The sequence below is a fragment of the Shimia haliotis genome (assembly GCF_900114415.1).
Lineage (GTDB): Bacteria > Pseudomonadota > Alphaproteobacteria > Rhodobacterales > Rhodobacteraceae > Shimia > Shimia haliotis.
Window position 1 is genome coordinate 190,894 of sequence record NZ_FOSZ01000003.1, and the last position, 19,852, is coordinate 210,745.

Annotated in this window: 17 protein-coding genes; 8 read left to right on the forward strand and 9 right to left on the reverse strand. The window is 58.8% G+C overall.

Annotated features, from left to right (window positions below):
• Positions 1 to 45: 45 nt before the first annotated feature.
• The 6 genes from BM069_RS09130 (at position 46) to BM069_RS09155 (ending at position 5,176) form a co-directional block, all read left to right on the forward strand.
• Entirely contained in the window at positions 46 to 1,980 is a 1,935-nt protein-coding gene (locus tag BM069_RS09130; protein WP_093323123.1) for an AAA family ATPase, read from the forward strand.
• Positions 1,980 to 2,360: a hypothetical protein gene (locus tag BM069_RS09135; RefSeq protein ID WP_093323124.1), complete on the forward strand. Its 381-nt coding sequence runs from the start codon at positions 1,980 to 1,982 to the stop codon at positions 2,358 to 2,360. Before BM069_RS09130 ends, BM069_RS09135 begins: the two co-directional genes overlap by 1 nt.
• A gap of 168 nt (positions 2,361 to 2,528) precedes the next feature.
• Positions 2,529 to 2,852 carry a GIY-YIG nuclease family protein gene (locus BM069_RS09140; protein ID WP_212611527.1) on the forward strand — a complete coding sequence of 108 codons (324 nt, stop codon included), beginning with the start codon at positions 2,529 to 2,531 and terminating at the stop codon, positions 2,850 to 2,852.
• A gap of 48 nt (positions 2,853 to 2,900) precedes the next feature.
• Positions 2,901 to 4,250, forward strand: coding sequence for a DUF6638 family protein (locus BM069_RS09145; RefSeq protein WP_093323126.1), 1,350 nt, complete (start codon positions 2,901 to 2,903; stop codon positions 4,248 to 4,250).
• Position 4,251: 1 nt separating this feature from the next.
• The gene (locus BM069_RS09150) at positions 4,252 to 4,518 is read left to right on the forward strand and encodes a hypothetical protein (RefSeq protein WP_093323128.1); all 267 of its coding nucleotides are present in this window, start codon (positions 4,252 to 4,254) and stop codon (positions 4,516 to 4,518) included.
• Positions 4,519 to 4,531: 13 nt separating this feature from the next.
• On the forward strand, positions 4,532 to 5,176 hold the full coding sequence (locus BM069_RS09155; protein ID WP_093323129.1) for a DUF1523 family protein: 645 nt from the start codon (positions 4,532 to 4,534) through the stop codon (positions 5,174 to 5,176).
• A gap of 1 nt (position 5,177) precedes the next feature.
• Here BM069_RS09155 and BM069_RS09160 read toward each other — a convergent pair whose 3' ends face one another.
• The 4 genes from BM069_RS09160 to BM069_RS09175 form a co-directional block, all read right to left on the reverse strand.
• Positions 5,178 to 6,050, reverse strand: a complete 873-nt coding sequence (locus BM069_RS09160) for a dimethyl sulfoxide reductase anchor subunit family protein (RefSeq protein WP_093323131.1) — start codon at positions 6,048 to 6,050, stop codon at positions 5,178 to 5,180.
• Entirely contained in the window at positions 6,050 to 6,811 is a 762-nt protein-coding gene (locus BM069_RS09165) for a 4Fe-4S dicluster domain-containing protein (RefSeq protein ID WP_093323132.1), read from the reverse strand. The genes BM069_RS09160 and BM069_RS09165 overlap by 1 nt, the downstream gene beginning before the upstream one ends.
• Positions 6,812 to 6,893: 82 nt before the next feature.
• Positions 6,894 to 9,704 (reverse strand): molybdopterin oxidoreductase family protein, encoded by a 2,811-nt coding sequence (locus BM069_RS09170; RefSeq protein WP_093323134.1) that lies wholly within the window; start codon positions 9,702 to 9,704, stop codon positions 6,894 to 6,896.
• Between the two features lie 81 nt (positions 9,705 to 9,785).
• Positions 9,786 to 10,919: a citrate/2-methylcitrate synthase gene (locus tag BM069_RS09175; RefSeq protein ID WP_093323135.1), complete on the reverse strand. Its 1,134-nt coding sequence runs from the start codon at positions 10,917 to 10,919 to the stop codon at positions 9,786 to 9,788.
• A 32-nt stretch (positions 10,920 to 10,951) separates the two neighbouring features.
• On the opposite strand from BM069_RS09175, the gene BM069_RS09180 reads away from it, so the two are divergent.
• Positions 10,952 to 11,803 carry a phosphate acyltransferase gene (locus tag BM069_RS09180; protein ID WP_093323137.1) on the forward strand — a complete coding sequence of 284 codons (852 nt, stop codon included), beginning with the start codon at positions 10,952 to 10,954 and terminating at the stop codon, positions 11,801 to 11,803.
• A 14-nt stretch (positions 11,804 to 11,817) separates the two neighbouring features.
• Here BM069_RS09180 and pta read toward each other — a convergent pair whose 3' ends face one another.
• The 5 genes from pta to BM069_RS09205 form a co-directional block, all read right to left on the reverse strand.
• Positions 11,818 to 12,861 (reverse strand): phosphate acetyltransferase, encoded by a 1,044-nt coding sequence (pta, locus tag BM069_RS09185; protein WP_093323139.1) that lies wholly within the window; start codon positions 12,859 to 12,861, stop codon positions 11,818 to 11,820.
• A 4-nt stretch (positions 12,862 to 12,865) separates the two neighbouring features.
• Positions 12,866 to 14,647, reverse strand: coding sequence for a sulfoacetaldehyde acetyltransferase (gene xsc, locus BM069_RS09190; RefSeq protein ID WP_093323140.1), 1,782 nt, complete (start codon positions 14,645 to 14,647; stop codon positions 12,866 to 12,868).
• Positions 14,648 to 14,763: 116 nt separating this feature from the next.
• Positions 14,764 to 16,224: a MocR-like pyridoxine biosynthesis transcription factor PdxR gene (gene pdxR / locus BM069_RS09195; protein WP_093323142.1), complete on the reverse strand. Its 1,461-nt coding sequence runs from the start codon at positions 16,222 to 16,224 to the stop codon at positions 14,764 to 14,766.
• A gap of 44 nt (positions 16,225 to 16,268) precedes the next feature.
• Complete coding sequence (locus BM069_RS09200) at positions 16,269 to 16,847, reverse strand: GNAT family N-acetyltransferase (protein WP_093323143.1); 579 nt, start codon at positions 16,845 to 16,847, stop codon at positions 16,269 to 16,271.
• Between the two features lie 148 nt (positions 16,848 to 16,995).
• A complete protein-coding gene (locus BM069_RS09205; protein WP_093323145.1) occupies positions 16,996 to 18,396 on the reverse strand; it encodes an aminotransferase family protein in 1,401 nt (466 codons plus the stop codon).
• A gap of 415 nt (positions 18,397 to 18,811) precedes the next feature.
• On the opposite strand from BM069_RS09205, the gene BM069_RS09215 reads away from it, so the two are divergent.
• Positions 18,812 to 19,807, forward strand: a complete 996-nt coding sequence (locus tag BM069_RS09215) for a taurine ABC transporter substrate-binding protein (protein WP_093323560.1) — start codon at positions 18,812 to 18,814, stop codon at positions 19,805 to 19,807.
• Positions 19,808 to 19,852 lie beyond the last annotated feature (45 nt).

Genomic DNA, 19,852 nt, shown 5'->3' on the forward strand with positions numbered 1-19,852 from the left:
AGCGCGCGTATTTTTGGCAAGATGAAGATTTGGGTGGAGACATAGATGAGCGTGACCAGTGACTTGATGGAGCTGCGCGAAGAGGACATTCGCAAGCACTATGATGCGGCTGTCGGGATGCTTGACGGGTTTGACCACACGCCGCGGATTTCCAAGGCCATGGATGCGCCGGTGGCGGAGCGGTCAAGCGGTATCGGCACGCGTCGGCGGTTTCGATCGACCACGCCGGGGCTGGTTACACGGTCAACTGCGCGGCCCGAAGGGGTGCATTTGGTGGAGCGCATCGAAGGTGCGGGCGGTGAGGATCCGCTGGTTTCGCCGGTGCAGGCCAATGTGTTGCACGGGACGCGGCGGGCGTTGGCAATTGCATTGGCCGTTGGTGAGAACTTTGCCGAAGCTTCGGGTCTGGCGGATTTGAAGAGGGACAATCTAGCGGGCGCGCTGGGTGCGGATAAGAAGACGACGTTTTCTGAGTTGCTCTCGGCAGAGGCTTTAGCGGTGTCCTATGTTTTTGCCAATGCGACCTCGTTCCTGTTGGCGCCGATGTTGGGCGAGACGCAGGTTGAGGTGGGCGAGGTTGAGGAGGTTTTGACCGACAACGCGCAACTGGCTTTGCATGGCGCTTTGTGGGAGTTGGATCAGGATATTGCCGCGTTGGTCAGCGATGAAGATCGGTTGGTCGCGTGTGTCTGCGCCTTTGCCGAGCAGTTGATGGAGAAGGTCGCCTTGCGGGCGCAGAACGCGCCGCAGTTGGGGGCTTTTGTCGGGGCGAGTTGGAAGGTTGAGGCGGATGATCTGACCATCAACGGGTTCACGCCGGCGCGGGCTGCCAAAGGCTCGACGCTCACCATGACTTTTAAAAAGCCTAATGAGGTTGTGGGCAACCACATTGCCAAATATCAGGCGATGAAGCTCGCCAAGATGCTGATGGCCTATGATTTTGATCGCAAGCTCAATCCTTTTGCGGAACTGGGCGGGTTTATCTTTACCTTCATGGGAGACGGTGCACCGGGGACGGGGAAAACCACGCTTATTCAGATGATGGCGGGGCTGATCAACGACTATTGTCAGGTGGCGGGCTATGCCTTCCGCTATCAGAACTTTGGCATCGACAATATCGACAGCTATCAGGGCAAGTCGGGGCAGAATGCAAAGGCGTTTGTGCAGAATGTTCTGGACCCGCAGGTGATTGGCTTTGGCACGATTGATGACATCGATCAGATCGCCGGCAAGCGTGGGGATCGTCAGTCCTCAGCAGGGCAGCAGGAAGTCACGGCGGTCTTCATGGAGGCCTTTGCCGGGGCCAATACGGTGGTGCGCGGGAATTGTACGTTCGGGATGTTTTCGAATTATCCGGAGAACGTGGACGACGCGCTGCGCCAGCGGGCCGGTGCGCGGTTTCTGGTGGACGGGCCGCAGACACGGGAGGATTACATCGACATTCTTGCGCTGTTGATGGGCAAGAACCACGACATCGCGCTGGGCGATCATGAGTTGTTTGAAGCGCAGGCGATTCAGAAGGCCGTGACGGCGAGTTTTGAGAGTCATGCGCGGCCGCATGAACCGGGGCTGATGAACGTGTTTGATAAGGTGCATGGGCAGGTCGGCGATCTGGACACCATTGCCAAGATGGGGGCCTATCTGAAGGCCATTCAGGAAGCCGATCCGCGGTTTACGGGGCGGGCGATCAAGAACATCACCGATGCCGTGAAGGTGCGGGCGATGGATTTCGAATTGCCCGATGAGTGGATGGAGCAGCCCGAGCTTTTCTTGGCGAAGGACTACGACACCAAGAAGGCGATGATTGGCGAGTTGCGGGTGCCGATCACCACCGAGATGGTGGTGCAGGAGATCAACCGCTATGCGGACAGCGAGTTCCGTTATGCTGATAAGTCCGATGAGGTCGCGATCTCCAACATGGTGCGGGATATGCAGCGGAGCGAGGCGGCGAAGCGGCGGTATCTGGAAGGCAAAGCCTGATGTTTGTGCTCGACAGCATTGGGTTCGTGAACACAGGGCTGCCGTTGATTGTGCTGGGTGTGCTTGCGGTGCTTCTGCCACGGCTTGTTGTGGACGGCGACACACGTTCGCATGGCAAAGTCGCTGCGGGAATTGGTGTGTGTGCAGTGATCCTGTTTGCGGTTGGGTATGCCGTTTCATATGTGCTGACGCACACCCGAGGAGTTCATGCGATGGCGCTTGGGTCTTCGCCCGAGCTTGGTTCGGCGCTTTGGGTGCATTCACGGTTGTCTCTGATGGCGGCGATCGTTTGGGCGCCGATTTTGGGGCTGGTCTGGTTTGGCCAAGCGCAGGGTGTGGAAGCGCGGCGGGGGCAGGACCTTGTGGCGAGAGGACGGTGATGATGGAGAAGAGGGCCGCGCCCGACCTGGTGGGCGCTTTGGATTGGTTTGGTGTTGGCGCTTTGGTGCAAAGTGCGCAGGTGTTCGTGTGTTTGGCTGACGGTGCAAACGCGCCCTCCGGGGGGAGGTCGGGCGCGACCCGGCTTGAGGCCGTGCGGGAGGTTTGAAGTGTCGAAAATCAATTCGCCTAGCTTCTCGAGAACGTTCAAATATGTCGTCTATAAAGTCACTTTTCCGAATGGAAAGATTTATGTCGGAAAAGACATAGGGAAGGGCGGTCACAGTCTCAGATACTTCGGAACATGGAATCGAGAGGTAGTTGAGGCAGACTTTACCAAAGAAGAGCTTTCAGATTTCCATGTGAGAAAACAAATTTTGTTTGAGAGTTCGGACAAAGTTGAAGTTGGAAAAAAGGAAATGGAGTTGATTGTTGAACTGGAGGCAAACAACCCCAAAAAAGGATACAATAAAATTCCAAAATTTCAGGGGTAGCTCGGACAATGGCAACTGTTGCTCTTCACGATAACATCGGATTTTCAAATGCATAGACTGATCCAACGCGGCCTGATGTTTGGCAACCTGATCGAGGTGGCCTCGCCGATCCTTCTGGAGCGCTATAATCGCGCGTTGAAACACTTAACCGGCAAGACCACCAATCTCACCGATTTTCATATCGATATCTCAGGCTATAGCCCCGAGATCGGGGATGAGTTGGAGGATCACCTTTACCTCAACCACGGGGGCTGTAACCGGCAGTTCATCCTGCTGACCACGGATCAGAAATCGGCGCCGCTGCTCAATATCAAGTTCTCCACCAGTCGCGATATTCTGCGGCATTTCATTGAGGAAAACGAGCCGCAGCTTTTTGCCCTGACCGCGCGGGATGCGGTTGCAGGGGAATTGGTGAACTCGGTGTTTTCCGTGAGCCAGCCCGCGCGGCTTTTGGACATTCGCAAGGTTACGATTGAGGCCGACACCACTGAAGGCACGCTGCGGGATGCGGAAAAGTTGGGTGACCTAGCGGATCGGTTCAAGCAGGAGGAAGACGGCTGGTTTGACGATGTGCTGATTGCGGACATGATCAGCCTTGCGAAACGCACGGGTGATGTGACGCGCAATCCGGTGTCGCTCAAGCATATGACATTTGATCAGGAAGATTTCTGGACCGCGCATTTCGGTGGGGTCTATGTCTTCCGCGGATTGGGGCATCCAGCGGCGATCACCTCGGGAGACAAGGCTGATCTGGGGAAGTTGCCGATCAAGTACATCTTTGATTTTAATGACCGAAACCAGATTGCGAAGTTCTTTGACTACAACGATTTGGTGGAGCCGATTGTAAAGGCGCGGGGCATCGATGCCAGTGCGATCCTGCGTCAGAAGATGGACTTTATCGTTGTGGATGCAGCGCAGGATGCCGGGGTAGACCTGACAGGGGCCACACGGCGCGATATCCGGCGGTTGGCGCGGGATCATGCGGATCAGTTGCCACCCGAATATCACGGTCTGCGGCAGATGGTGGATTGGGCGGAGAACGAAGGCAAGTGGCCGCGTATTAGCTCTGATCATCCGGCTTACTTTTATACCCTGCGAGCGACGGATACGGATCAGGCGGATCTGGTGAATATGCTGCTGGCGGAACTGGCGCCCAAGGACATTCGACAGCTGTTTATCTGCCACAAAGAGGTGTTTTATCGCGCCTATCAGGGGTGGACCGAAACCAAGAAGAGCTTTGTCGCCGACTTTCTTGAGCGGGAATATCTGGCGGATAAGGCGGGCGCGCGGGAGGCGCTTTTCGGACATGACGCGCCGTTGGAAATGCCAAAGGTGCGCAAACGGGCCAGTGAGGATATGATCGCGCGTGTCGGGCCTTGGGGAGCGGTGAGGAGATAAGATGTTTGCACTGGCGAGATTGGCCGTTGTCGGCTTTGTGGTTCTGACGATCGTTTATGTTTGTCTGTCGTGGTATTCGCGGTCCGTTCGGCGCGACAAACTTGAGGCGGAATGGGACAGCGAGGGCATGAGCGGGGATCGGGACGCGTTCATTGAGCAGGGATTGGCCGACTATGATGGATCTTTGCGTCGTAAATTGATTTGGGGTGTCTATATCATTCCGGTGACAGCGGTTATAGCGCTGATCTACTTCATGAATTTCCACTAGGGGGACCGGTGTGATGGTCTATATAAAATGGGGTTTCTGGGCGGTTTTCTGGATACTGGTGGCGTCTTTCTTCCACTATACGTTGCCGCAACATGACGTGGTGCGGATCACGGACACCTATGAAAAGCGGATCGATTTTGGGGAGAATTCGATTTTCTGGGCCAAATCGGATGCGGGCAATGCCGAGACAACCGTCAATCGCGATGTGTTCTTTATCGAGACGAAGAAGCCCAATGATCGTGTGATGGTTTATCGCAACGAGGACACCAGCGCCGGATGGCCACCTTATTTCAAGTTCGATACCGCGAATCTACAGGCTGAGGCGGGAGATCTGAAATCGACGGCGGACTCGCCCAAATGGGTCGCGATCAAGCACTATGGCTGGCGAAACGAGTTTCTGTCGATCTATCCAAATGCAGTGGGTGTTAAGGCCGTTGCAGGGCCGGATGTGACGTTCATTCCGTGGCTCAACATCGCCATTCTGACGGTGTTCTTTGCGGTGGTCTGGGCGATATGGGTGCGCTGGCGCCGATTCCGTGCTGCACGGATTGATCCGGTGCTGGAGGATATGGGCGACAGCTTTGAAGCTGCGGGCGACAGCCTTGCGGAGAAGCGCGGGCGCTTCCGGCGTTGGCTGGACAGTTGGAAATCCAAATAACCTAACGCATGCCATAGTAGAGGCCGACGACGTGTTCGGCCTCTGCGAAGAACAGCCAGCGGGAACAGGCGACGCCTGCGATGTGACTGAGGACTGCGAGAGCTGCGAAGACGTGGTTGAACGGCACAAGCAGTAGGATCAGTGGCAGAACGAAGGTCAGGCAAAAAGCGATGACGCGCAACTTGAGCGCGTGTTTGCGGCCCACGACGTAGACAAATTCCTTCATCAGATAGTTGGGCGAACTGTGCGGGTGCGCCATTGAGCGCACGGTGCCACGCTCGCCAAGGCCGGTGGCGGTGCCGAGGTCTGTGCCGCTTTCAGAGAGCGCCTTGTCGCCACGTTGCCACCAAGCGAGTTGCACGGCAGCCGCAAACAGCAACAGCACAATAGCGGTGAATGTACGGCCAGACAAAAGCGCGCCTCCTGCGAGGGAGAAGGTCAGGTAAAGCGCTGGTGTCAAAGGGGTTTTCCAGCGCGGAACTGTGGCCAGTTGCCCGTAGATCATTGAAGTTGTGAAGACCGTTCCAACCGCGAAAGCTGCGCCGATCCAGCCGAGAATGGCGATGTTTTGGCCTAAGAAAATCAAGGCGGCAGCATACACCCCGAGGATGCACAGTGCGGCTACGGCACAGACGCCTTCGCGCGACAGCCAGCTTGTGCGCCATTGGCTGAAGGCACGCCATGCGCGTTCCGGATGGCCGAGGTGGAAAGTGGACGACAGCAGCCCGCCCACGGCCAGCGCATAGGCAATGGCGAAGAAGATAAAGCCGGTGAAGCCAGTGGGGGGCGTCGGGTCGATGCCGAGCCAGAAGAGCAGGCCGAAGCCGAGACCGGAGAGCGTGGTGAAGATGATAACGGACGGTGCGGGATGCATCAGGAAGCCCCTCCGGGGATTTTGTCGAGAGTTTTGTCGAGCCAGCTGAGGAAGCCTTTGGGTTCTTCGGCGACGGGTTCCAGCAGCGGGGCCAGCAGGGATTGATCGTCCCATGAATCTTTGAGGCGTGGCGGAAGGTATTTGTTGACCGGCTTGGTGCCCATTTCCGGCATCAGGTCAAAACCGCCTCTGGAGTCAACGAGTTGGCTGACATCGGAGTTCGGATCGCCAAGGTCGCCGAAGTGACGGGCACCGGCGGGGCAGGTGCGCACACAAGAGGGGATTTGATCCTCTTCGGGTAGGTTTTCGTTGTAAATGCGGTCCACACATAGGGTGCATTTTTTCATCACGCCTTCGGCCTGATCAAGTTCACGGGCGCCGTAGGGGCAAGCCCAAGCGCAGAGGCCGCAACCGATGCAGCTGTCCTCGTTGACCAAGACGATGCCGTCCTCGACGCGTTTGTAGCTGGCGCCGGTGGGGCAGACTGTGACGCAGGGGGCGTCTTCGCAGTGCAGGCAGGATTTCGGGAAGTGCACGGTCTGGGCGGGGCCAGCTTCGGGTTGCACTTCGTAGCTGTGGACGCGGTTCAGAAAAGTGCCCATGGGTTCAGTGCCATAGGGGCGTTGGTCCGACAAAGGCGCGCCGTAGTTTTCGGTGTTCCAGCCTTTGCAGGAGATCACGCAGGCGTGGCAGCCAACGCAGGTATCGAGGTCAATCACGAGGCCGAGTTTGCGGTCGGTGGATGTGGGAAGCGTGGTCATGGCTGGGCCTCCAGAAGGCGGGCTGTATCACGTCGGTATTGCGTCGGTATTGCGTCGGGAAAGCAGGCGCGCTGTGTCGTGGTCATTTGCCCACCTTCCATTTCAGCTCAGACGGGCCTTGGGCGACCGGCGATTTGATAGGCGCAAAGGCCGGTTGGCTTTCCGCTGGTGCGTCGGCCTTTTCAATTTTCACACGCAGGTCGAACCAAGCCGCCTGACCGGTGATCGGGTCGGAGTTGGACCAGCGCAGGCCGTCGCCCTTCGGGGGCAGCAACTCGTGGATCAGATGGTTGAGCAGGAAGCCTTTGTTGGATTCCGGCGCATCCTCAGACAATGCCCAAGTGCCTTTGCGTTTGCCAATGGCGTTCCATGTCCAAACGGTGTTGTCGTTGAGCGCGGCTTGATGCGCCACCGGCACCGTGATTTCGCCGTGAGTAGACGTCACACGCGCCCAGTCGCCATCGGCAAATCCGTGCTGCTCCCATAGTTTGGTCGGCAGGTAGAGCGGGTTGTGGCCGTGCAACTGGCGCAGCCACGCGTTTTGGGTGCCCCAGCTGTGATACATCGCCATTGGGCGTTGGGTCAGTGCGTGGATCGGGAATTCGTCGAGATCGACACCATTGTCCTCGAGTGCGGGATACCAGATGGGCAGCGGATCCATCACTGCCTTCAGACGGTCGCGCAGGTGTTCGGGCGGCTGGCGGTCGCCGTGTCCTTCGGCGGCGCGTTGGAAGCTGCGGACCGGTTCGGAGTAGAGCTGGAACAGGTATGGCTCGGGGGCATCATAGATCCCCATGCCGACAGCCCAGTCCTGATAGCTGGCATTCCACGGTTTGTAGTAGTTGGCCCCGTCGGGGATGTGTTCGACAAAGAAGCCGCCGTTTTCGATGTAGCGGTCAAGTTGGTCGGGGTTCACGTCACCGCGGCCAACCTGATCGGCGTTTTCACCGCGGAAGCCGGCGAGCGGGCCGATGCCCGGCTTGCGCTGGTGGTTGACGATATAGTCGGCGTAGTCCTGATATTTGGCGCTGCCGTCTTTGTTGGTGAAACCGGGCATACCGAGTTTGTTGGCCAGTTGCACCAGAACAGTCTGGAAGCCGCGCACGTCGCGGTCGGGTTCCACCACCGGCCAACGGATGGCGTCGGCGGCGGCATCGGCCTCGCAAATTGGACGATCCAGCAGCGAAATGCAGTCGTGTCGTTCCAGATAGGTGGTGTCGGGCAGCACGAGGTCGGCATAGGCCACCATTTCCGAGCTGTAGGCGTCGGAATAGATGATGTTGGGAATCACATAGTCGCCGTTTTCATCCGTGTCGGTCAGCATCTGCATGACACCGCCCGAGTTCATCGAAGAGTTCCACGACATGTTCGCCATATACATAAACAGCGTGTCGATCTTGTAGGGATCACCCGCGTGGGCGTTGGAGATCACCATGTGCATGAGGCCATGGGCGCTCATGGGGTTTTCCCACGTGAAGGCTTTGTCGATGCGGGCGGGGCTGCCGTCTTCCTTGAGCATCAGATCGTCTGGACCTTGCACAAAGCCGAGGTGCGGGCCGTCGAGGGCTGAGTTGGGTTGCACGCCGCAGTGCGGTTTGGGATGGGCGGTGTAGGGTTTCGGATAGGGCGGTTTGAACCGGAAACCCCCGGGGACCTCGACGGTGCCGAGGATGATTTGCAGCACATGCAGGGCGCGGCAGGTCTGGAAGCCGTTGGAATGGGCCGAGATGCCGCGCATGGCGTGCATCGAGACAGGACGACCGGTCATGGTTTTGTGGGTCTCACCGCGGAAGTCGGTCCATTCCTGGTCCAACTCAAACGCCTCGTCAAAGGCGACGCGGGCAAGATCGGCGGCGATGGTTTTGATTTTGTCAGCAGTCACGCCCGTGCGCTCGGCCACGGCCTCGGGTGCATATTGAGGGTCGAGGTATTTCTCGGCCAACAGGTGCATGACGGTTTTGTGGGTTGTGCCTGCGTGTCGGTATTGCGCGGAGAGGTCGGGTTGTACGCCTTTTTGGTCAAACGGTGTGAGCTTGCCTGTTGTGCGATCGATCACCAGTTCCTTGCCGTTCTCATCGCGCATCAGAAGGCCGGTTTCAGCGTCTACCAAAACCGGTGCGTTGGTGTATTGCGCCAGATAATGCAGGTCGATTTTGCCCGCCTTCATCAGCTCGTGCACAAGGCTGAGGATAAAGAGACCATCAGAGCCCGGTGTGATGCCCACCCATTCGTCGGCCACGGCGTTGTAACCGGAGCGCACGGGGTTCACGCCGATGACCTTGGCACCGCGGGCCTTGATCTTGCCTATGCCGGCCTTGATCGGGTTACTGTCGTGGTCCTCAGCAACGCCAAACAGCATGAAGAGTTTGGTGTGATCCCAGTCGGGTTGGCCAAATTCCCAGAAGGCGCCGCCCATGGTGTAGATGCCAGCGGTGGCCATGTTGACCGAGCAGAAGCCGCCGTGGGCCGCAAAGTTGGGGGTGCCGAAATTCTGCGCCCAGAAGCCGGTGAAGGATTGCGATTGATCGCGGCCGGTGAAGAAAGCGAGTTTCTCGGGGTTGTTTTCGCGGATCGGTTTCAGAAGGCCGGTGGCGATGTCCAGCGCCTCGTCCCATGTGATTTCTTCAAATTCACCCGATCCGCGCGGGCCGACGCGTTTCAGGGGCGCGCGCAGCCGCGAGGGCGCGTTGACCTGCATGATGCCAGCGGAGCCTTTGGCGCAGAGAACGCCTTTGTTCACCGGATGGTCGCGGTTGCCCTCAATGTAGGCAACTTTCCCGTCCTTCATATGCACGTTGATGCCGCAGCGGCAGGCGCACATGTAGCAGGTGGTCTGGCGCACCTCGTCAGAGACTTTGGGAGAGGTGTTAAGCTTGGGCTGCTGGAAGGTCATTGGCGGGCTTTCGGTCTGGCTGTTCCGGAAATTGTATCTTTGCGGGGAATGTTTCCCCTCGCAAAGTGTTTTGTCGGAAAGTTATCGCTTCGTCATCGGCGTGTAGGGGCGCATGTCCGGCCCGTTGTAAAGCGTCAGCGGGCGGATCAGGATGTTGCTGTCCTGTTGATCCATGCATTGGATGATCCAGCCGGGCATACGGCCGATGGCGAAGATCGGCACGTAAAGATCCATCGGGATACCGTGCAGCTGGTAGATCACGCCGGAGTAGAAATCGACGTTCACGTTCAGGCCGTGGCGGGCGTAGGGCTTCATGGCGTCGACCACGCCTTGCAGGATTTCGTACCACTCCGGCGCGCCCATTTCCTCGCCGAGTTTTTTCACACCGTCGCGCATGTGGCGGGCGCGGGGGTCTTCGGCGCGGTAGACGCGGTGGCCGAAACCCGTGACAGCCTCGCGGTTTTTGCGTTTGGCTTTGACGTAGGCGGCGGCGTTGTCGGGTGTGCCAATCTCGTGCACCATTTTCATCACGTCCTCAGCCGCGCCGCCGTGGGCGGGGCCTGCGAGGGTGGAGAGTGCTGTGACGATGCCGCCGTGCAGGTTGGCCTCGGTGCCGATGGTCACGCGGGCGGCGAAGGACGACGCGTTGGCGCCGTGTTCTGCGTGCAGGATGAAGTCGACATCCGCCAAACGGGCGGCGTCCTCAGAAGGTTTCTCTCCCTTGAGCATCCAGAGCCAGTTGGCGGCGTGGGAGAGGGTTTTGTCGGCTGGCACCGGATCGCGGCCGTTGCGGATGTTTTCATGTGCGGCGATGATCATCGGAACTTGTGAGGTCAGGCGCAGGCCGTTGGCGAGGAAGGCCTCGGGGCCGACGTTCTGGCTGTCTGCTTCCAGCGCGGCGAGGGCGGAAACGGCGGTGCGCAGGACGTCCATCGGGTGGCCGTCTTTGGTGGCGCGGATGATGTCGTAGACCTGATCCGGCAACTCGCGGGCGGCTTTGAGCGTTGCGTCAAATGCGGTCAGTTCGTCTTGGGTGGGCAGCTCTCCGTGGATAAGCAGGTAACAGACTTCCTCAAACGTCGATTTGGTCGCGAGGTCGTGGATCGAGTAACCGCGATAGGAGAGCTCGCCGGCGGCGCCGTCGATGTGGGAAACGCCGGAACGTTCGAAATAAATGCCTTTGAGGCCGCGGTTGATCTTGACGTTTTCGGTCACGGATGGCTCCTGTTGCGTATACGGAGGTATACATGAAGTTTATGGATGCGCTGTCGGCCAAAGTGGCCGCGAAAAACGCGCGGGTTGTGTTTCCCGAAGCCAAAGAGCCGCGCACGGCGGAAGCCATGCGGGCGTTGGATCGGGATGGCTTGTGCCGGCCTGTGACACTCGGCGAGAACACCGAAAGTTACGTGCAGGCGTTGATGGATACGCGTGGCATGAAGGAAGGGATTGCGCGACGACTGGTCGACAAGCCTCTTTATCGTGCGGCTGCGATGGTTGCGGCTGGTGAGGCAGACGCAATGACCGCCGGTGCAGTGGCCCCGACGCGGCGCGTGATCGAGGCGGCATCCATGGCGATCGGATTGGCTGATGGTGTCAGCGTTCCGTCGAGTTTCTTTTTGATGAATTTTCCAGAAGGCCGGTCGCTGATCTTTGCCGATTGTGGCCTGACCGTTGATCCGGACGCCGAAACGCTCGCGGCGATTGCCAAAGCGTCTGCGCGCAGCGGTGAGGCCCTGTTGGGCGAGGCGCGGGTGGCTTTGCTGTCGTTCTCCACCGGCACAAGCGGCTCGGGCGCGAGCGTGGACAAGGTGCGAGAGGCTGCCGCGATTACCGGCTTTACCGGCCCTGTACAGGGGGACGCGGCGCTGATCCCCGACGTGGCCGAGCGCAAGGGCGCGGGGGCGGGGGATGCCAACGTTTTGATTTTCCCGAATTTGGATGCGGGCAACATCGCCTACAAGCTGGCGGTCGCTTTGGGCGACGCGCAAGCGCTGGGCCCGATTTTGCAGGGGTTCCGCAAACCGGTCTGTGATCTGAGCCGTGGCGCCAGCGCGCAGGATATCGTGGCGGCCACCGTGGTCACGCTGGCGTTGGAATGACGTTCGGGCAGGGGTCATGCGTTGGCCTCTGACGCCTGATCTGCCTTATCCTGTGCGTCTGATTGCGCGACAGTGACGGCCACCATGTGCAGGATGTCTTCGGCTGTGCAACCGCGTGAGAGATCGTTGGCGGGTTTTGCCAGACCTTGCAGTACGGGGCCGATGGCGGTGGCGCCGCCGACCCGCTGCGCGATTTTGTAGCCCAGATTGCCAGCGTTCAGGCTGGGAAAAACAAACACATTGGCCGCGCCGCCAAGGGAGGATTTGCCAGCCTTGGAGGCGGCGACCTCAGGCACAAATGCGGCGTCAAACTGCAACTCTCCGTCGATGATCAGCGTGGGGTCGGCCACTTTGGCCAGATGCGTCGCTGCGACCACCTTGGAAACCTTGGGATGGTCCGCACTTCCAGCGGTCGAAAAAGACAGCATGGCAACACGCGGCGTGTCGCCGGTCAGCGCGCGGTAAGACGCGGCGGATGCGCGGGCAATTTCGGCCATTTCGTGCGCGTCGGGGTCGACCACAAGGCCACAATCCGCAAAGATATGCGCGCCTTTTACTGTGTGGTGTTCCTTGCAGTAGAGCATGAAGAAGAAAGACGAGACCATGGCGGCGTCGGGCGCTTTGCCGATGATCTGAAGCGCGGTTCGGACGGTGTCGGACGTGGTTTCCGCCGCCCCTCCGACAGTGCCGTGCGCGTGACCGGTTTGCACCAAGAGCGCAGCATAGGTCAGGCGGTTGCGGACCTGTTCCGCGGCCTGTTCGGACGTCATGCCTTTGTGGGCCCGCAAGGCGACAAGCGTGTCGCGGAATTCCTCGAACAGAGGGCTGTTGTCGGGGTCGTGAATGTCGATGTGACCTGCGACCTCATCCGGCGTTGTGCCGTGGGTGGCGAGGTGGCCTGCGATGGTTGCGGGATCGCCCACAAGGAGGACTCGGGCAACAGCCTCGTCGCGGATCATGAGCGCGGCCTCTACCACGCGGGGATCATCGCCCTCGGAAAGGGCGATGATCTTGTCAGAGCCGCTGGCGGCACCAAGTATCTGGCGGAGCGGCTGCAAAGGGTCAGCTTCCGGTCTGTTTGACCATATCGGCGGCGTCGATGCCGGCGACTGCGACCGGTTTCTTCATCGCGTCCCGACGGAAGGGCTCGCCAAGTTCCTGATTGATCATGGCTTCGATCAGGGTGGTCTTGCCATGGTTCATCTGATCGTCGATCGCCTTGTTCAGCGCGGCGGTCAACTCGTCCATGGTGCGGGCCACGACGCCTTGCAGGCCACAAGCCTGAGCGATGCCGGCGTAAGACACAGATGTGTCCAGTTCGGTGCCAACGAAGTTGTCGTCAAACCACAGGGTCGAGTTCCGTTTTTCCGCGCCCCACTGGTAGTTGCGGAAGACGATCTGCGTGACGGCAGGCCATTCGCCGCGGCCGATGGCGGTCAGTTCGTTGACCGCGATGCCAAAGGCACCGTCGCCTGCGAAGCCGCAGACCGGCACATCAGGCTGGCCGATTTTCGCGCCGACGATGGCGGGGAGGCCATAGCCGCAGGGGCCGAAAAGGCCGGGTGCGAGGTATTTGCGGCCTTCGTCGAAGTCCGGATAGGCGTTGCCGATGGCGCAGTTGTTGCCGATGTCAGACGAAATGATCGCTTCGCGCGGGAGGGCGGATTGGATCGCGCGCCATGCCATGCGGGGGGACATCCAGTCCGGTTTGTCAGCGCGGGCGCGTTCGTTCCAGGATGTGCCTGGATCGTCGTCCTCGTGATCCATCGAGGACAGCTGCTGTGCCCATGCGGATTTGGTTTTGGAGATATGTGCCTTGCGGTCTGCGCGGCCTTCGTCGCCTGCGTTGTCGGCGAGTTGTTCGAGGATGCCGGTGGCCACTTTGGCGGCGTCACCTACGATGCCGACAGAGACCTTCTTGGTCAGGCCGATGCGGTTGGGGTTGATATCCACCTGAATGATTTTCGCATCCGCGGGCCAGTACTCCATGCCGTAACCCGGCAGGGTGGAGAAGGGGTTCAGACGGGTGCCGAGGGCCAGAACAACGTCGGCCTCTTTGATGAGTTCCATGCCGGCTTTGGAGCCGTTGTAGCCCAGAGGACCGGCAAAGAGCGGGTGGTTGCCCGGGAAAGCGTCGTTGTGCTGGTAGCCAACGCAAACGGGCGCATCGAGTTTTTCTGCCAATGCGATGGACGCCGGAATGCCACCTTTGGACAGAACCACACCCGCGCCGTTCAGGATGACGGGGTTCTTGGCAGAAGACAGAAGCGCAGCTGCGTCCGCCACGGAGTTGGTGCCGCCCGAGGAGGCTTCGAATTCGATGGGATCGGGAATGTCGATGTCGACCACCTGAGTCCAGAAGTCGCGCGGGATGTTGAGTTGTGCCGGACCGCAGAGGCGCTTTGCCTGAGAAATCACGCGGGTCAGAACTTCTGCCACGCGGGAGGGGTCGCGGACTTCTTCCTGGTAGGCAACCATGTCCTGGAAGAGGGCCATTTGCTCGACTTCCTGAAAGCCACCCTGACCGATGGTCTTGTTGGCGGCCTGTGGCGTGATCAGAAGCAGGGGCGTGTGGTTCCAGTAGGCGGTTTTCACGGCGGTCACGAAGTTGGTGATGCCGGGGCCGTTCTGCGCGATCATCATCGACATCTTGCCGGTGGCGCGGGTGTAACCGTCGCTCATCATGCCGGCGGAGCCTTCGTGGGCGCAGTCCCAGAACATGATGCCGGCTTTAGGGAAGAGGTCGGAGATCGGCATCATGGCCGAGCCGATGATGCCAAAGGCATGTTCGATGCCATGGCGTTGCAGGACTTTTACGAACGCCTCTTCGGTGGTCATTTTCATTGGGGGGCCTCCTGAATCACGTGAACACGCGCGTTGCGCGCGTGGGGTTGGAGGCGAAATTACGGGTTGGTGCAGGGTGGCGTTAGGGCCAGTTGTTGGCGCTTAATCATACCAGTTTAGAGGTTCTTCTGAATTTGCGCGATGCGGGCAATGCCTTCTGGAATGCGGTCTGCCGGGATCGAGCTGTAGCCGAGCCTGTAGAAGTTTTGCGGCGGATTGTCGGTGACGAAGAAAGAACTTCCCGGTTCGATCAAAACGCTTTCGCTTTGCAATCTTTGCGCGAATTCGTGCGTGTTCAGCCTCTCCTTTCCTTGCATCCAGAAAGAGGAGCCGCCTTTGGCGTCGGGCCCCGCAATGGTCAGGCCGTGTTCTCGGATCGCGTCTTTCATCACTGCGCGTCTGTGCTTCAACGTCTTGCGCAGGCGGCGGATCAGGGCGTCGTAGTGGCCGAGGGACAGAAAATAGGCTGCGGTGCGCTGAATGTGGCCAGGAGGATGGCGCAGCACCGACGCGCGCAGGGCGCGGGCTTCGCGGATGAAGGCTTCGGAGCCGACCAGATAGCCGAGGCGCAGACCGGGAAACAGGGATTTGGAAAAGCTGCCGACATAGATCACGCGGCCTTCGGTATCGAGAGATTTGAGAGCCGGTGAGGGGCTGTCGGCGAAGGACATTTCGAATTCGTAATCATCTTCGACGATCAGGGCGTCGATGTCGCGCGCCCGTTCCAACAGCGCGTTGCGTCGGGCCAGAGGCATAGTGGCTGTGGTCGGACACTGGTGACTGGGTGTTGCGAAGATAACGTCAGTTTCCTCTGGAATTTCAGAGGGTTCCAACCCATCACTGTCTACATTGACGGGTTCAACATGACAGCGGGATTGGTTCAGAATGTCCCGCAACGCGTGGTAACAGGGGTTTTCGATCGCGGCGGTGCGGCGTTGGGTCAGAAGGACCTGTGCCGCAATCCAAAGCGCATTCTGCGCACCCAAAGTGATCAGGATTTCCTCGGGGCGGGCGATGATGCCGCGGCGGGGAAGCGTGTTACGTGCGATGAATTCGACAAGGCGTGGGTCGTCTTGGTCATAGTAGTCGGCGGTCAGTGCGGTGAAATCTTTTTGCCCAAGCGCCTGCAAGGAACAAAGCCGCCAGTTGGTGTGATCAAACAACGAATGATCTGTTTGACCGTAGACAAAGGGGAATCGGTAGGAGGCCCAATCTTGCGGTTTCTCCGGTGTGTCGCCACCTGTGAAACGCCGGCCAAGAGCGCGGGTCCAGTCAATGCTGTCTTCGCGATGCTTTGGAGGTGTGAAAGACGGAGGCACTGGTGCGTTGTCGGAGACGTAGTAGCCAGAGCGCCCGCGAGAGGCGAGGTAGTCGTTTGCCAACAGCTCGGTGTAGGCGAGCGTCACGGTGATCCGGCTGACGCCGAGGTGGGCGGCCAGTTTCCGGGATGAGGGAAGTTTTTCGCCGCGTCGGAACCGGCCGGACAAAATGCCTTCTGCGATCAGCTGCTGGATTTGCGCCTGAAGCGTTCCCTGAGAGTCAGGGGACAGAAAGAAGGTTTCGACTGAAATCGCCATGGGTAAGAGGCTATACTGGACTTATGATGGCTGCCAACTGGTCTTTAGGAAAATCGTGAGAGTTTCAGATTCAGTCCGGCCTGAACGGCGGGCCATTCGTGGGCACAAATGGAATAAACGGCGGTGTCGCGCAGGGTGCCGTTGGCCATAATCATGTGGTTGCGTAGAACGCCGTCAAATTTTGCACCCAAACGCTCGATGGCGGCGCGCGATTGGCGGTTCATGAAGTGGGTGCGGAACTCCACAGCGATGCAATCCAGCGTTTCAAAGGCATGGCGCAGAAGCATGAGTTTGCATTCGGTGTTGATTGGCGTGCCTTGGGCCGCTTTACGCATCCAAGTGGAGCCGATTTCAACCCGACGGTTTGCAGAATCGGTGTTCATATAGGTTGTCATGCCCACGGCCCGCCCGTTCGCATCGACAATCGCAAAGGCGCTCATATCAGAAAGTCCGAGGCGGCGGTCAATTTCAGCCTCAATGCCGTCGGCAGGTGGCACCATGGTGTACCACAGCTTGTGCAGATCGCCGTCTGCCGTGGCCTCTTTGAGGTCTTCGGCGTGCTCTTGTGACAAGGGCGCAAGGCTGGCGTGAATGCCAGTCAAGGTGATGGGGGCGGGCCACATTTTGGAATTCCGTCGATCGATGAGATTGGCCCGAACCTGAGAGTGTTCGGGTAGGCGGGAAAAAGATAATCGGACCTTTTGCCCCAAAAGCCTTTGAGTATTTGGGATGAGATGCCCAAGACACGGAGCGTGCCTTGGGCCAAAAACCTCAGCCAAACACTTTGGTCAGGGCTTTGTCGACGGCATCGGTGATGGCATCGATGTCAGCCGCAGTCGCGATCAGCGCCGGTGAGAAGGCGATGACGTTGTTGCGCCCTGGAACAGAGCGGTTTGCGGCGCCGATGATTACGCCCTGAGCGCCACAATCGCCAACCACAGCGGCAATGTCGGCCTCATCCACCGGTTCTTTGGTGTCGCGGTCTTTGACCAATTCACAGCCAAGGAACAGACCTTTGCCTCGCACGTCACCGATGACCTCGTGTTTCTCCATGAGCGCCTGAAGGTTGGCCATCATGCGGTCACCCATAGCGGTGCAATTCTCAAGCAGGCCTTCTTCTTCGATGATCGCCATGTTTTCTAGCGCCGCCGCAGGACCTGCGGTGCAGCCGCCGAAAGTGGAGATGTCGCGGAAGTGGTCGAGCTTGTCGGACGGATCAGACTTGAACATCTCGAAGACTTCTTCGGTCGTAACCATACAGGAAATGGCGGCGTAGCCGGAAGCCACACCTTTGGCCATGGTCACGAAGTCGGGCTTGATGCCGTAGTGTTGATAGCCGAACCAGTGAGTGCCGGTGCGACCGATGCCACAGACCACTTCGTCGATGTGCAGCAGGATGTCATATTCCTTGCAGATTTCCTGAACGCGCTCCCAGTAGCCTTCGGGCGGGGTGATCACACCGCCGCCTGCGGTCACAGGCTCAAGGCAAAGTGCGCCCACGGTTTCGGGGCCTTCGCGCAGGATGACCTCTTCGATCTGGTTGGCCGCGGCAATGCCGAATTCGCGACCAGACAGGTGTCCGAGCCCGAGTTCATCTTTGCGGTATTCCATGCAATGAGGCACGCGAACGAAGTCCGGCGCGAAGGGGCCGTACTGCATGTTGCGCTCGTCCTGACCGCCTGCGGACATCGCCGCCAGAGTGGAGCCGTGATAGTCGCGGTCGCGATAGAGGATCTTGGTTTTCTTGCCGCCGTATTTCTTGTGCGCGATCTGGCGGATCAGTTTGAAGGCCTTTTCGTTGGCTTCGGAGCCGGAGTTGCAATAGTAGACGCGGCTCATGCCAGGCATCTTTTCAATGAGCTTTTCGGCATAAAGCGCGCCGGGCACGTTGCCGGCTGCGTTGGCGAAATAGCACATTTTCATAAGGTTGGCGTGCACGGCATTGGCAATGCGTTCGCGGCCATAGCCGACGTTGACTGTCCAGACAGCGCCGGACACGGCGTCGATGTATTCTTTGCCGTTTTGATCCCAAACGCGCATGCCCTTGCCTTCGATAATGATGCGGGGATCACTTGTTTCAAAGGGCTTGTGCTGTACCAAATGGTGCCAGACGTGGGCTTTGTCAGCGCTCACCACATGGCTCAGATCGTTCTCTTTCAATGTGCCGTCCATGGTGGACCCTCCCTTTTCGTTATGCGGAGTCGCGTGGAAAACAGAATCCCCAACGGGAATCTGATCATAAGTTTGCACGATATCCTCGCGAGTTTTTCAAGCAGGATTATAGGGCCAGTTATTTTGGCAATGTATGTCCAAAATGCGAATTTTGTTGCCCTTGGGTTAAGCTTTGAGTGCGATAACTTTCTGATTAAAAAGTAAAAAATTGGACATATAGGCGACTTTGCCATCTGATTGGGCAGTAAAATAACTGTGACACAGGCACAAAAAATCATTGATCGGTGCCGAGATTTCCGCTCCGATTGTAGGCGGCGCGTGAAGCCGGTGAGTGACAAAGGGCATGAAGACCCTCTCTGCACCCATTGGGGACCGGACTTGAACGGCACCAAAACGACAACGGGAGAAAATGAAAATGACATTCAAACGGACTCTGACGAGCGCAATTGCCGCCACTGCTATGATGGCTGGCGCTCAGGCGGCTCAGGCGGAAATCACCGTCGCGTATTTCCTCGAATGGCCGATGCCGTTCCAGTACGCCAAGCAGATGGGCACATATGAAGAAGCTCTTGGCACCAAGATCAACTGGGTTAGCTTTGACACCGGCACCGCGATGAGCGCGGCGATGGCGTCTGGCGACGTGCAGATTTCCGTCAGCCAGGGCGTGCCGCCCTTCGTGGTTGCGGCCTCCGCTGGTCAGGACATCCAGATTGTGGACGTGGCTGTGAGCTACTCTGACAACGACAACTGCGTTGTTGCGTCCGGTCTCGAGATTGACAAAGACAGCGCCGGTGAGCTGGCAGGCAAGAAAGTGGCTGTGCCGCTGGGCACCGCGGCGCACTATGGCTTCCTGAGCCAGATGAAGCATTTTGGCGTTGATGTCGCCAGCATGGAAGTCGTGGACATGGCCCCCGCAGAAGGCGCAGCAGCGCTGGCGCAGGGTTCTTTGGACATGGCCTGTGGCTGGGGCGGCGCACTGCGTCGTATGACAGAGCATGGCAACGTGCTGCTGACTGGTGCAGAAAAAGAAGAACTCGGCATTCTGGTGTTTGACGCGACCACCGCTCCGGCATCGTTTATCGCTGAAGAAGGCGACATGCTGGCGAAGTTCCTGAAGGTGACTGCTGATGCAAACGCGATGTGGGCGGATGAAGCCAACCACGCGAAGATGCTGCCGGTGATCGCCAAGGATGCGGGCATGGACGAAGAAGGCACAGCGTCAACACTGGCGACCTTCAAGTTCCCAACCATTGACGAGCAGCTGGGCGACGCATGGTTCGGTGGCACTGCACAGTCCTTCATGGGCGGTGTTGCTGGTGTCTTCGTCGATGCGGGTTCGATCCCAAGCGCTCTGGACAGCTATGACGGTGCGGTAAACACCGGCCCGCTGGAAGCTGCAAAAGGCATGTAAAGCAGCCTTTTGAATACGGGCCGGGCGCGGGTTGCGCCCGGCCTA

Coding starts and splice junctions, on each gene's coding strand:
- BM069_RS09165 (WP_093323132.1), bottom strand. CDS start 6,811: ATGACCACGCTTCCCACATCCACCGACCGCAAACTCGGCCTCGTGATT.
- BM069_RS09130 (WP_093323123.1), top strand. CDS start 46: ATGAGCGTGACCAGTGACTTGATGGAGCTGCGCGAAGAGGACATTCGC.
- xsc (WP_093323140.1), bottom strand. CDS start 14,647: ATGAAAATGACCACCGAAGAGGCGTTCGTAAAAGTCCTGCAACGCCAT.
- pdxR (WP_093323142.1), bottom strand. CDS start 16,224: ATGGCGATTTCAGTCGAAACCTTCTTTCTGTCCCCTGACTCTCAGGGA.
- BM069_RS09150 (WP_093323128.1), top strand. CDS start 4,252: ATGTTTGCACTGGCGAGATTGGCCGTTGTCGGCTTTGTGGTTCTGACG.
- BM069_RS09215 (WP_093323560.1), top strand. CDS start 18,812: ATGACATTCAAACGGACTCTGACGAGCGCAATTGCCGCCACTGCTATG.
- BM069_RS09180 (WP_093323137.1), top strand. CDS start 10,952: ATGAAGTTTATGGATGCGCTGTCGGCCAAAGTGGCCGCGAAAAACGCG.
- BM069_RS09170 (WP_093323134.1), bottom strand. CDS start 9,704: ATGACCTTCCAGCAGCCCAAGCTTAACACCTCTCCCAAAGTCTCTGAC.
- BM069_RS09145 (WP_093323126.1), top strand. CDS start 2,901: ATGCATAGACTGATCCAACGCGGCCTGATGTTTGGCAACCTGATCGAG.
- BM069_RS09200 (WP_093323143.1), bottom strand. CDS start 16,847: ATGTGGCCCGCCCCCATCACCTTGACTGGCATTCACGCCAGCCTTGCG.
- BM069_RS09135 (WP_093323124.1), top strand. CDS start 1,980: ATGTTTGTGCTCGACAGCATTGGGTTCGTGAACACAGGGCTGCCGTTG.
- BM069_RS09155 (WP_093323129.1), top strand. CDS start 4,532: ATGGTCTATATAAAATGGGGTTTCTGGGCGGTTTTCTGGATACTGGTG.
- BM069_RS09160 (WP_093323131.1), bottom strand. CDS start 6,050: ATGCATCCCGCACCGTCCGTTATCATCTTCACCACGCTCTCCGGTCTC.
- BM069_RS09205 (WP_093323145.1), bottom strand. CDS start 18,396: ATGGACGGCACATTGAAAGAGAACGATCTGAGCCATGTGGTGAGCGCT.